Origin of the sequence: Aeromonas sp. 1HA1 (assembly GCF_029237385.1) — a bacterium.
Taxonomy (GTDB): domain Bacteria; phylum Pseudomonadota; class Gammaproteobacteria; order Enterobacterales; family Aeromonadaceae; genus Aeromonas; species Aeromonas popoffii.
The window spans coordinates 53,030-65,698 of record NZ_JAACGC010000003.1 but is presented as its reverse complement, the minus strand read 5'-3'; the positions used below and the strand labels follow the sequence as shown (position 1 = coordinate 65,698).

13 protein-coding genes are annotated in these 12,669 nt (G+C 58.9%); 1 reads left to right on the top strand and 12 read right to left on the bottom strand.

Annotated features, from left to right (window positions below):
• Entirely contained in the window at positions 1-258 is a 258-nt protein-coding gene (gene rpmA / locus GWQ22_RS01755) for a 50S ribosomal protein L27 (RefSeq protein WP_005311678.1), read from the bottom strand.
• A 17-nt stretch (positions 259-275) separates the two neighbouring features.
• Positions 276-587 (bottom strand): 50S ribosomal protein L21, encoded by a 312-nt coding sequence (gene rplU / locus GWQ22_RS01750; RefSeq protein WP_005304210.1) that lies wholly within the window; start codon positions 585-587, stop codon positions 276-278.
• Positions 588-829: 242 nt separating this feature from the next.
• Here rplU and ispB point away from each other — a divergent pair, with 242 nt between their 5' ends.
• Positions 830-1,801: an octaprenyl diphosphate synthase gene (gene ispB, locus GWQ22_RS01745; protein WP_042035121.1), complete on the top strand. Its 972-nt coding sequence runs from the start codon at positions 830-832 to the stop codon at positions 1,799-1,801.
• Positions 1,802-1,890: 89 nt separating this feature from the next.
• Here ispB and GWQ22_RS01740 read toward each other — a convergent pair whose 3' ends face one another.
• From GWQ22_RS01740 to GWQ22_RS01695, 10 genes are all read right to left on the bottom strand, one after another.
• Positions 1,891-2,079: a DUF2065 family protein gene (locus GWQ22_RS01740; protein ID WP_042035122.1), complete on the bottom strand. Its 189-nt coding sequence runs from the start codon at positions 2,077-2,079 to the stop codon at positions 1,891-1,893.
• Positions 2,080-2,179: 100 nt separating this feature from the next.
• Positions 2,180-3,064: a protease modulator HflC gene (hflC, locus tag GWQ22_RS01735; protein WP_042035123.1), complete on the bottom strand. Its 885-nt coding sequence runs from the start codon at positions 3,062-3,064 to the stop codon at positions 2,180-2,182.
• Positions 3,065-3,067: 3 nt separating this feature from the next.
• Complete coding sequence (gene hflK / locus GWQ22_RS01730) at positions 3,068-4,216, bottom strand: FtsH protease activity modulator HflK (RefSeq protein ID WP_042035138.1); 1,149 nt, start codon at positions 4,214-4,216, stop codon at positions 3,068-3,070.
• Between the two features lie 92 nt (positions 4,217-4,308).
• A complete protein-coding gene (gene hflX, locus GWQ22_RS01725) occupies positions 4,309-5,595 on the bottom strand; it encodes a ribosome rescue GTPase HflX (RefSeq protein WP_275929293.1) in 1,287 nt (428 codons plus the stop codon).
• Positions 5,596-5,658: 63 nt separating this feature from the next.
• A complete protein-coding gene (gene hfq / locus GWQ22_RS01720) occupies positions 5,659-5,922 on the bottom strand; it encodes an RNA chaperone Hfq (RefSeq protein ID WP_005311664.1) in 264 nt (87 codons plus the stop codon).
• A 71-nt stretch (positions 5,923-5,993) separates the two neighbouring features.
• Positions 5,994-6,911, bottom strand: coding sequence for a tRNA (adenosine(37)-N6)-dimethylallyltransferase MiaA (gene miaA / locus GWQ22_RS01715; RefSeq protein ID WP_275929326.1), 918 nt, complete (start codon positions 6,909-6,911; stop codon positions 5,994-5,996).
• Between the two features lie 98 nt (positions 6,912-7,009).
• Positions 7,010-8,893 carry a DNA mismatch repair endonuclease MutL gene (mutL, locus tag GWQ22_RS01710; protein WP_275929292.1) on the bottom strand — a complete coding sequence of 628 codons (1,884 nt, stop codon included), beginning with the start codon at positions 8,891-8,893 and terminating at the stop codon, positions 7,010-7,012.
• A 138-nt stretch (positions 8,894-9,031) separates the two neighbouring features.
• Complete coding sequence (locus GWQ22_RS01705; protein WP_275929291.1) at positions 9,032-10,573, bottom strand: N-acetylmuramoyl-L-alanine amidase; 1,542 nt, start codon at positions 10,571-10,573, stop codon at positions 9,032-9,034.
• Positions 10,564-11,037, bottom strand: coding sequence for a tRNA (adenosine(37)-N6)-threonylcarbamoyltransferase complex ATPase subunit type 1 TsaE (gene tsaE / locus GWQ22_RS01700; protein WP_108536047.1), 474 nt, complete (start codon positions 11,035-11,037; stop codon positions 10,564-10,566). The genes GWQ22_RS01705 and tsaE overlap by 10 nt, the downstream gene beginning before the upstream one ends.
• An 8-nt stretch (positions 11,038-11,045) precedes the next feature.
• Positions 11,046-12,557: an NAD(P)H-hydrate dehydratase gene (locus tag GWQ22_RS01695; RefSeq protein WP_275929290.1), complete on the bottom strand. Its 1,512-nt coding sequence runs from the start codon at positions 12,555-12,557 to the stop codon at positions 11,046-11,048.
• Positions 12,558-12,669: the final 112 nt, after the last annotated feature.

Genomic DNA, 12,669 nt, shown 5'->3' with positions numbered 1-12,669 from the left:
TTACTCAGCAACTATGCTAACGTACTTACGATTCAGCGGACCTTTAACTTCGAACAGGATCTTGCCAGTCGCTTTCGCGTACAGGGTGTGATCGGTGCCCAGACCAACGTTGGTGCCAGCGTGGAACTTGGTACCACGTTGACGAACGATGATGCTGCCTGCCAGAACTGTTTCGCCGCCGAAACGCTTAACGCCAAGGCGTTTAGCTTCAGAATCGCGACCGTTGCGGGATGAACCGCCAGCTTTTTTGTGTGCCATCTATCGGACTCCTCTAATTAAGCGCTGATGCCAGTGATTTTGACTTCAGTGAACCACTGACGGTGGCCCGCTTGCTTACGATGGTGCTTACGACGACGGAACTTGACGATAGTCACTTTCTCGCCACGGCCGTGAGCCACAACTTCAGCTACAACCTTGCCACCTTCAACGAAAGGAGCACCTACTTTAAAAGTGTCGCCTGCAGCAACCATCAGAACTTCGTTGAAGTCGATAGTAGCGCCAGTCTCAACGTTCAGCTTTTCCAGACGAACGATTTGACCTTCGGCCACACGGTGTTGTTTTCCGCCGCTTTGGAATACCGCGTACATTTGATTAACTCCGTAAAGGCGTGTCTTTTGCTCAAGGCCAGACACGCGCAAAAACCTATAACAATGGGCCGGCATTCTACGCAAATCGATTTGCTCAGGCAAGGCCAATTTAGCAAAAAGTTTATTTTGTGCGCATATCTGCCGCCGTGGATAAACGCTTAACTGTAACCCATTGTGAAATCGTGTAGAATCCCCGCCATTACTAAAACCGCAGTTATTGCTGCCGTCACGTTACGAGACTTATGGACCAACAGACTATCCGTGCGCTCTGTGCCGCCGACATGACGGCGGTGAATGAACTGATCCTGGCGAGACTTCAATCCGATGTCAGCCTGATCAACCAGCTGGGTTTCTATATTGTCAGTGCAGGCGGGAAACGGATGCGCCCCATGCTGACAGTGATGGCCGCCCGCGCACTGGGATACGAAGGTCAGGATCATCTCAAACTCGCCGCCATCATAGAATTCATCCACACCTCTACCCTGCTGCACGACGACGTGGTCGACGAATCCGACCTGCGCCGCGGCCGGGAAACCGCCAACGCCCTGTTTGGCAATGCCGCCAGCGTCCTGGTCGGTGACTACCTCTATAGTCGCTCCTTTCAGATGATGAGCGAACTCTCCAATCTGAAGGTGATGGAGATACTGTCGGATGCCACCAACACCATAGCCGAGGGCGAAGTGTTGCAATTGATGAACTGCAACGATCCGGACACCACGGAACAGAGCTACATGACGGTCATCTACTGCAAGACTGCCAAGCTGTTCGAGGCCGCCACCCGCCTCGCTGCCGTGCTGACCCATCAGCCCGAACCCATCGAGCAGGCCATGACCAACTATGGCAAGTATCTGGGTACCGCCTTCCAAATCATCGATGACGTGATGGACTACTGCTCCCAGAGCGATGAGATGGGCAAGAACGTTGGTGACGATCTGGCTGAAGGCAAGCCCACCCTGCCACTGCTGCGGGCCATGGAAGTTGGCTCGCCCGAAGAGCGTCAGCTGGTGCGCGATGCCATAGCGCACCGCAACGGCATGGAACATCTCGACCAGATCCTGGCCATTCTCGACCGTACAGGTGCGCTGGAGTACTCCCGCATGCGTGCCCGGCAAGAGGCCGACAAGGCCATCGCAGCGCTCGCCGTCCTGCCGGACTCCCAGCACAAGCAGGCGCTGGAAACCCTGGCCCAGATGGCGGTACAGCGTAGCGCCTGAGTCAACGACTCCTGCTGGATGAACAAGAGGCCCGTGGGCCTCTTTTTTATGGTCTGCGCTTTAGTTAGAGGCTGATCCAGCCTGATGGCTCAATGGCTCAACATCCAGATAATAACGGCGCCCGCTACCACCAGCGAGCCACCGATACGGCGCAGGTGTTCAGGTGACTGATCACTGAGCAGCCGCAGCATCTGCTGCCAGGCCCTCGGCATCAGCAGGGGGCCAAGCCCTTCAAACAGCAATAGCAGCCCCAGTCCCATCAACATGGATGTCAGCATCCCAGCTCCTTGCACAAAAAGCCGCCCTATCGGCGGGGGGCTGGCGCCATAAAGCAAAAGGGCCTGAATCATCAGGCCCTTTGGTCTTATTGCTTGTCTCTTACTGCTCGGTGCCGTTAGGCGACCTGAAGTAGCGGAAGAACTCGCTATCTGGCTTGAGCACCATCAGCTCGTTGCCACCGGCAAAGCTCTTGCGATAGGCCTCCATGCTACGCACGAAGCTGAAAAACTCGGGGTCTTTCTGGTAGCTGTCGGCATAGATCTTGGCGGCTTCCGCATCCCCTTCACCACGCAACTGACGCGCATTGCGCTCCGCGTCAGCGATCATGACGGTCACCTTGCGGTTGATGTTGGCACGCAGGATTTCGGCCTGCTCACGACCCTGTGAACGATGCTCACGGGCTACCGCAGTCCGCTCGGCACGCATCCGCTGAAAGATGGAGTTGGAGACTTCGACCGGCAGGTTGATCTGCTTGATCCGCACATCAACCACCTTGATGCCGAGCTCGGAGGAGCGCGCCATCCTCATCAGTGCATCTTCCATCACGGTACTGCGCTCACCAGAAACAATGTCCCTGATGGTGCGGTTACCTATCTCGGAGCGCAGACCGTTGTTTATCTTGCGCTTGAGCAGGTCTTCAGCCTGCATCTTATTGCCACCACCTGTTGCCAGGTAGAACCGGGAAAAGTCCTCAATCCTCCACTTCACATAGGAGTCGATGATGAGGTCTTTCTTCTCCGAGGTGACGAAGCGATCAGCCTGGCTGTCGATGGTCTGAATACGAGCATCCATCTTGCGAACCTGATCGATGAAGGGCACCTTGAAGTGCAGTCCTGGCTCAAAAAGCCGCGCTTCACCGGATTCAACCCGCTTCACCTTGCCAAACTGCACAACTATCCCTTTCTGCCCTTCATCAATCACAAAGATGGAGGAGAAGCCGATCATAGCGGCCACAGCGATGACACCAATAGCTATTTTTTTCATCTATTAGTTTCTCCCTGAGCTGAAACGATCGCCACTACGCAGCGGGATCGGTGTAGAGTTGGCCCCTTCGTTGGACGGAGGAATCGATTCAACCTCCGGAGTACCAGCCGGAAGAGCCGGTTGTACGGCATTTGCTTTGCCAGAGAGCTTGTCGAGCGGCAGATAGATCATGCTGTTGTTGCCAGCCGGCATGTCGACCACCACCTTGTTAGCTTGCTGATAGAGCTCTTCCATGGTTTCCAGATAGATACGCTTACGGGTCAGCTCAGGAGCCGCCTGATACGTGGGCAGCAGCGCGCTGAAACGAGCAACCTCACCCTGAGCCCTCAACACGACCTGGGACTTGTAAGCTTTCGCTTCCTGCTCCAGACGCTTGACTGAACCACGCGCCTTCGGCTCGACTTCACGAGCATAGGCTTCTGCTTCACGAATGAAGCGCTGTTCATCTTCCTGAGCGGAAATGGCGTCATCAAACGCATCTTTCACCTCTTCCGGCGGACGAGCCGGCAAGAAGTTGACGTCGACGATTTGCAGACCCATTTGGTACGGCTCTATGATGTCATCGATCACCTGCCAGGTCTCCTGACGGACTCTTTCCCGACCAGTGGTCAGTACATCATCCATCCGGGTATGACCCACCACATAGCGCAGAGCGCTATCGGTAGCCTGGCTCAGACTCTCCTCGGCATTGGTGACGCTGAACAGGAACTGTTCCGGATTGACAACACGAAACTGCACGTCCATCTCGACCCGCACCACGTTTTCATCCTGAGTCAGCATAAAGCCGGAAGCAGGCAGAGAACGCACAGACTCCACATCCACCGGTATGACCCGATCGATAAAAGTCGGCTTCCAGCGCAAGCCCGGCTCTACGTTGTGAGAGTAAGCACCAAACCGCAGAATCACCCCTCGCTCAGCTTCACGAATGGTATAAAAGCCGCTGAGGACCCACACCACCACAGCGATCACCAAGACGATAGAGAGACCGAAACGTCCGATTTCACCACCTGACTTGCCACCCCCCAGCAAACCGCCAAAACGGCGGCTCACCTTGCGCAGCATCTCGTCCAGATCAGGGGGTCCCTGATTCTTGCCGTTGTTCCCCCAAGGGTCACGGTCTTTGCCGTTGTTTCCAGGCTCATTCCAAGCCATCAGCATCTCCATTAATACAAGCGGATGGATATCATCTCTATCTGGTCATCAATCGTTGATGAAGCGGGTAAGCATTCATCTTCATCCGCGACTCAATGCCTGATAAAGCGTTGTAAATTCTCACCTTCCTGTTTCACGAGGCGGTTCCAATCGGCTAATTTCAGCCGAACTTGCAACACAAAATCCCCCTCCTCGCTGAAACCTTCCTGCTCAATGCCTTTAAGGCGATAGAGCGCACTTCGCAATCTGGCGGCCGAAGGAGGCAACTGCAGGGTATGATGCACCATGGAACCGGCCAGCAACTCGGTCAGAGCCGTAAACAGGGATTCACAGCCTTCCCCGGTCTGGGCCGACAACCAGAGACGCACAGGACGTCCCTCATCATCCCGTTCCAGACCTACCCGATGATCCACCAGCTTGTCGATCTTGTTGCAGATCATCAGCTGGGGTCTGTCATCGGCTTCAATCTCGGCCAACACCTGCTGCACGGAGTCGATATTCTCCTGCATCTGCTCATCGGCACAATCCACCACATGCAGCAGCAGATCCGCTTCACGGGTCTCCTGCAGGGTCGCCTTGAAGGCCGCAACCAGATCATGGGGCAAGTGTCGAATAAATCCAACTGTATCAGCCAAAATCACATCACCCACATCCAGGATCACCAATTTACGCAGGGTGGGATCCAGAGTTGCGAACAATTGGTCGGCAGCATACACGCTGGCAGCTGTAAGTTGGTTGAACAAAGTGGACTTTCCGGCGTTGGTGTAACCCACCAGCGATACGGTCGATACTTCGTTTCTGTTGCGGGCACGGCGGCCCTGTTCCCGCTGCTTGGCCACTTTGTCGAGCCGGCGCAAAATCGCCTTGATGCGCTCACGCAACAGACGACGGTCAGTTTCAAGCTGGGTTTCGCCCGGGCCGCGCAGACCGATCCCGCCCTTCTGACGCTCAAGGTGAGTCCAGCCTCGCACCAGGCGAGTAGAAAGATGGCGTAGCTGGGCCAGTTCGACCTGCAACTTGCCTTCGTGGGTACGGGCGCGCTGGGCAAAGATATCCAGAATCAGGCCGGTTCTGTCAACGACCCGACACTGGAACAGGCGTTCCAGGTTGCGCTCCTGGGCAGGAGTCAGGGCATGGTTGAAGATCACCACGTCTGCGCCCAGCATTTGCACCTGGGACGCGATCTCTTCAGCCTTGCCGCTGCCGACAAAAAATTTGGCGCTGGGTGCACTGCGGTTGGTGGTGACTACCCCCAACGCATTGACCCCAGCCGAGCTCACCAACAGTTTGAGCTCTTCCAGATCCTCCCGCTCACCCTCATCGCTGAAGTTGACATGTACCAGAACGGCCTGTTCGCCTGCTTCATAACGGTCAAACAAGCGCTTGCTCCTTGACAGGAATCATGATGAATCTGGGTTGGCGAGTCATCTCGCCCTGGGATATCACGCCTCGGCTTCACCCTGTTCTTCGCCAGCTGCGCCAGGGACATGCTGGTGATGGTTGACGGCACGTGCTGGCACCACGGTGGAAATGGCGTGTTTGTAGACCATCTGGCTCACGGTGTTCTTCAGCAAAATGACAAACTGGTCAAACGATTCGATCTGACCCTGCAGTTTGATGCCGTTCACCAAATAGATAGAAACAGGAATCCGCTCACGGCGCAGCGCATTCAAAAACGGGTCTTGGAGAGATTGCCCCTTAGCCATCTTCTTTTTCCTTATAGTTTGTTGTTTTTAAACACAGGATATCAATATAACAACCTGATTATACAGGAGTGTCAAGCCACACCGGCACGGGCCACGACCCTTGCCAGATTGCCAGACTCTCCAGATTCCAACCAGGTGATTTCAGGCCAACCGCGCAACCAGGTCATTTGACGCTTGGCCAACTGGCGGGTGGCAACAATTCCGCGATAGCGCATCTCATCATACTCCACTTCCCCTGCCAGGTAGTCCCACATTTGGCGGTAGCCAACGCAGCGAATAGCGGGCAGATCAGGGGTGAGATCGCCGCGCTCATAGAGCGCCCTGACCTCTTGCTCGAACCCGCTTTGCAACATCTTGTCAAAGCGCTGTTCGATACGCTGGTGTAACAGGGCGCGATCGCTCGGAGCGATGGCAAACTGATGCACCCGATAGGGCAGCCCCGCCCCCTGCACTTGCGTAAGTTCAGTGAGCGTCTTGCCACTGATACGATACACCTCCAGTGCCCGGCTCAGACGCTGCGGGTCATTGGGATGAATGCGCGCCCCGGCGACCGGGTCTATGCGCACCAGCTCCTCGTGCAGCGCCTGCCAGCCGAGGCGGGCCGCCTCTTCCTCAATCCCGGCACGAATGACAGGGTCGGCGGATGGTAGCGGCGAGAGCCCCTCCAACAACGCCTTGAAATAGAGCATTGTCCCCCCCACCAGCAGCGGAATGCGGCCACGGGCCACTATGTCGTCCATCTCCCGCAGGGCATCGCGGCAAAAATCTACCGCAGAATAGCTCAAGGCAGGATCGAGCATGTCGATCAGCTTATGGGGCGCCAGGGCCAGCTCGTGGGCGGTCGGCTTGGCGGTACCTATGTCCATGCCGCGATAGATGAGCGCAGAGTCCACGCTGATGATGTCGCAGGGCAGGGCCTGACACAGATTGATGGCGAGATCCGTCTTGCCGGAGGCCGTCGGCCCCATCAGAAAAATTGCAGTCGGCAAGTCAGCCACGTGAAAAACTCCCCTTGCATGGTCACCACCAGAGCGGGCACACCTGCAAAAAACATATCTATTGGTCAAAGAGGCGGCCATCCCGCCCCTCAGTTGCCATCGGCAAACTCGGCCAGCACGCTTGCCAACGACACAGGGCGCACCATGCGCGTGTCTGCCAGTTGGTCACTGAAATCGGTCACAAGTTCCATCAGCAAACGACTGGCAGTTGAAAAATCATATACTTTTTCGCGAGTTATCCCCTGCTCTACCAACCATTGGCATAATACTTCAGCCAGCTGGCTAGCATCACTGTCAGATCCGCTCTCGATAATTTGCAATAATTCGGGTAATAACCGCACCAGATCGGTTTGACGCAGCAAGGCTGGCACCCGAGTCAGGATCATGGTGTCGCGCCCCCCGTTTTTCAACTCCAGTCCCATGCGGGTGAGCAAACGCTCCTGCTCTTCAACCAGCGCTATCAAGTTCTTGGGCAACTTGAAGGAGACCGGCAGTAGCAGCGGTTGCGCCGCCAGTCCCTGCCCCCAGGCCTCCAGCAGCCAGTTGCGCAGCAGCAGGCGCTCGGCCCGCACCAGCGAGAGCAGTGCCAGTTGACCATCTCGCGCCAGCAGCAGATAAGCCTGCTCCACCAGGATGAGCGCCCGCCAGACTCCGGGCGCGGCCTGAACGGCTGCGTTGGAGGTCGCCACCGGGGTAACGGGTACGACAGACGCGGACCCCGCATCAGATAGGGTGGTGAGCAGCGCCCCCATGCCACGCATCGCATCCCGGCTGGGCGGCTCGGGCGGCTGATAATGGCTGGCGCGAGCCACTCCCCCTTCTCGCACTTCATTCGTCGCAGCCGGAGTCCGATAATTGTGCTCGGCGCCGTACCACTCGGGACGAGGCGCCTGGCCCGGGTATTCAATCTGCCCGCTGACCGGCAGCTCGACCAGGGTCTCGGCCAGCAGTTCGCCCTGTTCGGCTCTGGCGGCCGCCTCCCGGTGCAGGGCTGTGAACAGCGCCTGGAAGATGAAGTCGTGGATGAGGCGTGCCTGATGGAAACGCACCTCGTGCTTGGCCGGATGGACGTTCACATCCACCTGATGGGGATCCAGCTCGATATAGAGCACATAGGCGGCGAAGCGATCGGCAGGCAGCAGCTCGTCATAGGCCTGGCGGATGGCGTGATTGATGAGCTTGTCGCGCATCATGCGGCCGTTCACATAGGTGTATTGCAGGTCGTTCTGCGGTCTGGCCCCCTCAGGGGTCGCCAGCCAGCCCCGCAGGCGCACGTCGCTGTGCTCGCTTTCCACCGCCAGCGCGTGGTGCATGAAGGGGGTGCCACAGACAGCGGCCAGGCGGCGCTCCTGCTCAGGTACCGTATTGGCAGCCTTGTACTGGCGCATCACCTTGCCGTTGTGGCGCAGGATCAGGGTGACATCGAAACGGGAGAGCGCGATGCGACGCACCAGCTCGTCGATATGGGCAAACTCGGTCTTTTCGCTGCGCATGAATTTGCGCCGCGCGGGCGTATTGAAGAAGAGATCCACCACTTCCACTGTGGTCCCCACCGGGTGGGCCGCGGGCTTGACGGTGACCTGCATCTCACGCCCTTCCGCCTGGGCTTGCCAGGCCTCGGACTGATCCAGGGTGCGGGAGGTGAAGGTGAGACGAGAAACCGAGCTGATGGAGGCGAGCGCCTCGCCGCGAAACCCCAGGCTGCAGATCCCTTCCAGATCATCCAGGGTCGCCACCTTGGAGGTGGCGTGACGCGACAACGCCAGCACCAGCTCGTCTTTGGCGACGCCGCAGCCGTTGTCACGGATGCGGATCAGCTTGGCACCGCCCTTGTCGATGTCAATCTCGACCCGGTCGGCACCCGCGTCCAGGCTGTTTTCCACCAGCTCCTTCACGACCGAAGAGGGCCGCTCCACCACCTCTCCTGCGGCAATCTGGTTGGCCAGGATCGGCGGTAAAATACGGATCGGCATGGCTTACTCCTGACCTTTGGTCTTGCGGGTTCCAGACACTGTCACCGCTGAGCAGGACCGATCCACCCTCTCTCCGGCAGCAATCTGGTTGGCCAGGAAAGGCGATAAAACAGGGATCGGTATGGCTGCTCCCAGTTGCTATTTTTGGGGGATATAGAGCACCTGCCCTATCTGGATATCCCGTGATTTGAGTTTGTTGATCTCCACCAGCCGCGCCTGGCTCACCCCGAACTTCTCGGCGAGGCGAGAGAGGCTCTGGCCACGGGTGACCACGTGGCGGATCATCTTGGCCTTGTCGTTGCTCTGCACGCTGCTGACCGGCATGCTCGGCTCCTTGGCTGCCACCACATACGGCTTGATCACACCGGCGCCGGACGAGCTGCTGACGCTGCTGACCGGGGCGCCGCCATCACGGCTGCGGTTTGGTTCTGTGGCCGGCATCCGGTTGGTCATCACGGGCTGCGACTGCACCTGCGCGGGTTTGCTCACCGCCACAGGTCTGCTGACCGCAGCTGGCTTGCTGGCCTGCCCCTTACCGGTCAGCATGGCCCCCTTGGTCGGGTGGGCACGGTAGTAGTTGCGGATGCCCTCGAAGATGGCGCGAGCCAGCTGATCCTGATAAGCGGGGGTAGCCAGCAGCTGCTCCTCCGCATGGTTGGAGATAAAGCCTGTCTCCACCAGTACTGAGGGGATGTCCGGTGCTTTGAGCACTGCCAGACTGGCGTGCTCCGGCGCCTTCTTGTGCAACCTGGCCACCTTGCCCATGGAACGCAGGATCTGGCGGCTGACGTCGTACCCCTCGGCACGGGACTTGTCCATGGAGAGATCGAGGAAGGTCTGTGCCAGATAGGGGTTTGGATCGGACTCAGCCAATACCTTGCCCACCCCGCCCAGCAGTTCACCCTGTTTCTCCTGCTTCTCCAGCCAGCTGCCCATCTCGCGATTGGCACGATTGGTCGACAGCACCCAGACCGAGGCTCCCCGCGGGGTGGCGTTGTGGAAACTGTCAGCGTGCACCGACACCAGCAAGTCGGCCTTGGCCTTGCGGGCTATCTCGGAGCGCTTGTTCAGATCGACGAAATAGTCGCCACGACGGGTCAGCACGGCGCGCATGCCGGGTTCCCTGTCGATGAGTGCAGCCAACTTCTGGGAAACCGCCAGGGTGACCCGCTTCTCATAAGTGCGGCGTGGACCGATGGAACCCGGATCTTCTCCGCCATGGCCCGGATCGATGGCGATCACCACGCCTCTGCCCTTGCCGGCCACTGGCGTAGCCTGCACGGCGACGGAGGCTTTCTCTTCATAAGGCAGGTCGATCACCAGCCGATGACCATAGGGGCCCGCCGGCGCCAGCGGAAAGACCACAGGCTTGATGGTGGAGCTCAAGTCCAACACCAGTCGCAGGCCGCCCTTCTCCAGCGGTGAACTCTCGCGGATCTTGCGCACCAGCTCGCTCTTGTTCTCGATGCGGGCCAGATTGGTGACGTTGTTCGCCCCTTTGAGGTCGATCACCAGCCGATCCGGGCCGGTCAGAGTGAAGTAGTTGTAATTGGGGGCGCTGCTCATGTCGAGTACCACCCGGGTGTTATCCGGCGATGGCCACACCCGCACACTCTTGAGCTGATTCGCCCAGGAGGGTAAGGCCATCAGAGAGAGGACAATAACAAGGATCACGCGCACGTAGATGACAACCGTTCCAGAATGGCTTCGCCAATCGCAGTGCGAGCCTCTATCAGAGCCTCACGCTGCTCGTTTACATAAGTCAGGGTAATGTCCAGATCCGAAACCGGCAGCCAGCCTTCACCCTTTTCTGGCCACTCCACCAGACAGAGGGTATTGGCGGCAAAGTAGTCCCGAATGCCCATGAACTCCAGCTCTTCCGGATCGGCCAGGCGGTAGAGATCGAAGTGGTAAACCTGCCACTCGGCCAGTTCATAGGGCTCGACCAGAGTGTAAGTCGGGCTCTTGACCTTGCCCTGATGGCCCAGCCCCTGCACCCAGCCACGGGTCAGGGTGGTTTTTCCGGCCCCGAGGGAGCCGTGCAAGAACACCGTGGTCGCCTGCTGGCAGGCGTGTGCCAGACGGCCACCCAGTGCCACTGTTGCTGCCTCGTCCGGCAGTGTCATCATCAACTGTTTAGCCATGTTCTTCTTTAACTTGTTATGGTGTCGGGATTAACCAGTCGACGGATAAAAGGCAGCAGATCTGATGCCAGCATGCCCCGTTCTCCGTCTGCGGCGGCCAGATCGGCCGCTTCCCCGTGGATCACTGCGCCCAGCCGGGTTGCCTCGACGGCAGACCAGCCCTGGGCCAAAAGGGCGGCGATTATACCAGATAACAGATCGCCCATGCCGCCACTGGCCATGCCGGGATTGCCCTCGTCACAGAGCGCTATCCCCTTGCCATCACAGATGAGCGTGCCCGCCCCCTTGAGCAGTACGACACCGCCAAAAACGTGCTGCAAACGCCGCACGGCGGCAAAACGATCTGCTGCAATCTCGGCAATCGAGCAGCCCAGCAGGCGGGCCGCCTCACCCGGGTGAGGCGTAAGCACCCAATTATCCTGATGACGGGGACATTGCGCCAGCCAATTCAATCCATCGGCGTCCAATACCAGCTGTGTCTCCCCATTGACCAAGGACTCAAAATGGCGGCGGCCCCATTCATCCTGACCCAGTCCCGGCCCCACCAGTCGCACCGAGGCCCAGCGCTCATCTGCATCAGCCTGCGTATCCATCAACTCGGCTTGATGGAGACTGACGGGGCCATGACTCGGGTGCTGACATACCCGTACCAGACCGGCCCCCGCCCGCAGGCAGGCAAGACCCGCCAGCACGATGGCGCCCTGCATGCCCACATTGCCCCCCACCAGCAGCACCTTGCCGTGAGACCCCTTGTGGGCAGAGCGCTGGCGCGGCGTCAGCAGGTGTTTGAGGCCGGGATAATCGATCCGTTCGGCGGTCGCTTCCAGGCCAGCCTCCGGCGTCACGCCGAGGGGATCGCAATCGAGCCGGCCGACACCATCTACCCCCTCGCCGGTGAGCATGCCCTGCTTGATGCCGATGAAGGTGAGGGTGCGGCTGGCACGGACCAATGCCCCCATGGCACGGCCCGTATCGGCATTGAGGCCGGAGGGCAGATCCACCGCCAACACGGGTGCCGGCAAGCCATTGATTGTTGCGACGATCTTTGTCAAAGGCAAGGAGAGGGGGGCATGAACACCCGTGCCGAGCAGTGCGTCTATCACCAGATCTGGCGGCGGCAGTGAATCAAGCTCGCTCGCGCCGGCCATCAGCACAGTTCCCCCCAGTGCCAGCCACTCATCCGCGGCCCGTCTGGCATCCCCTTTCAGCTCGGCGGGGTCCCTCGCGGCGATAACCTGAGGCTCGAGACCGATCTGCCTGGCGAGACGGGCCAGCACATAGCCGCCCCCCCCGTTGTTGCCGGGGCCGACAAAGATCCACCAGTTGCGGCTCTGCGGCCAATGGTGGGTGGCATAGGTGCGCAGCGCCGCACCGGCACGCTCCATCAGGGCATAAAGTGCCTGCCCTTCACGCTCGGCCCAGCGCAGCTCCAGCGCGCGGATCTGTTCAGTCCGCCACAGTGATCGTGGTAAACTGCGCACCTCTTTACCGCTGATAGTATCCCTGATGACCTTTACCATGACGGCTCCTGACTTTCATCCATTGACCCTGGCTGACACGCTCCGGGCATCCGGTGCGGCAGATTTTCACTGCCGGTTGACTCGGGACATCAAGCCTTTGGACCAGATACAG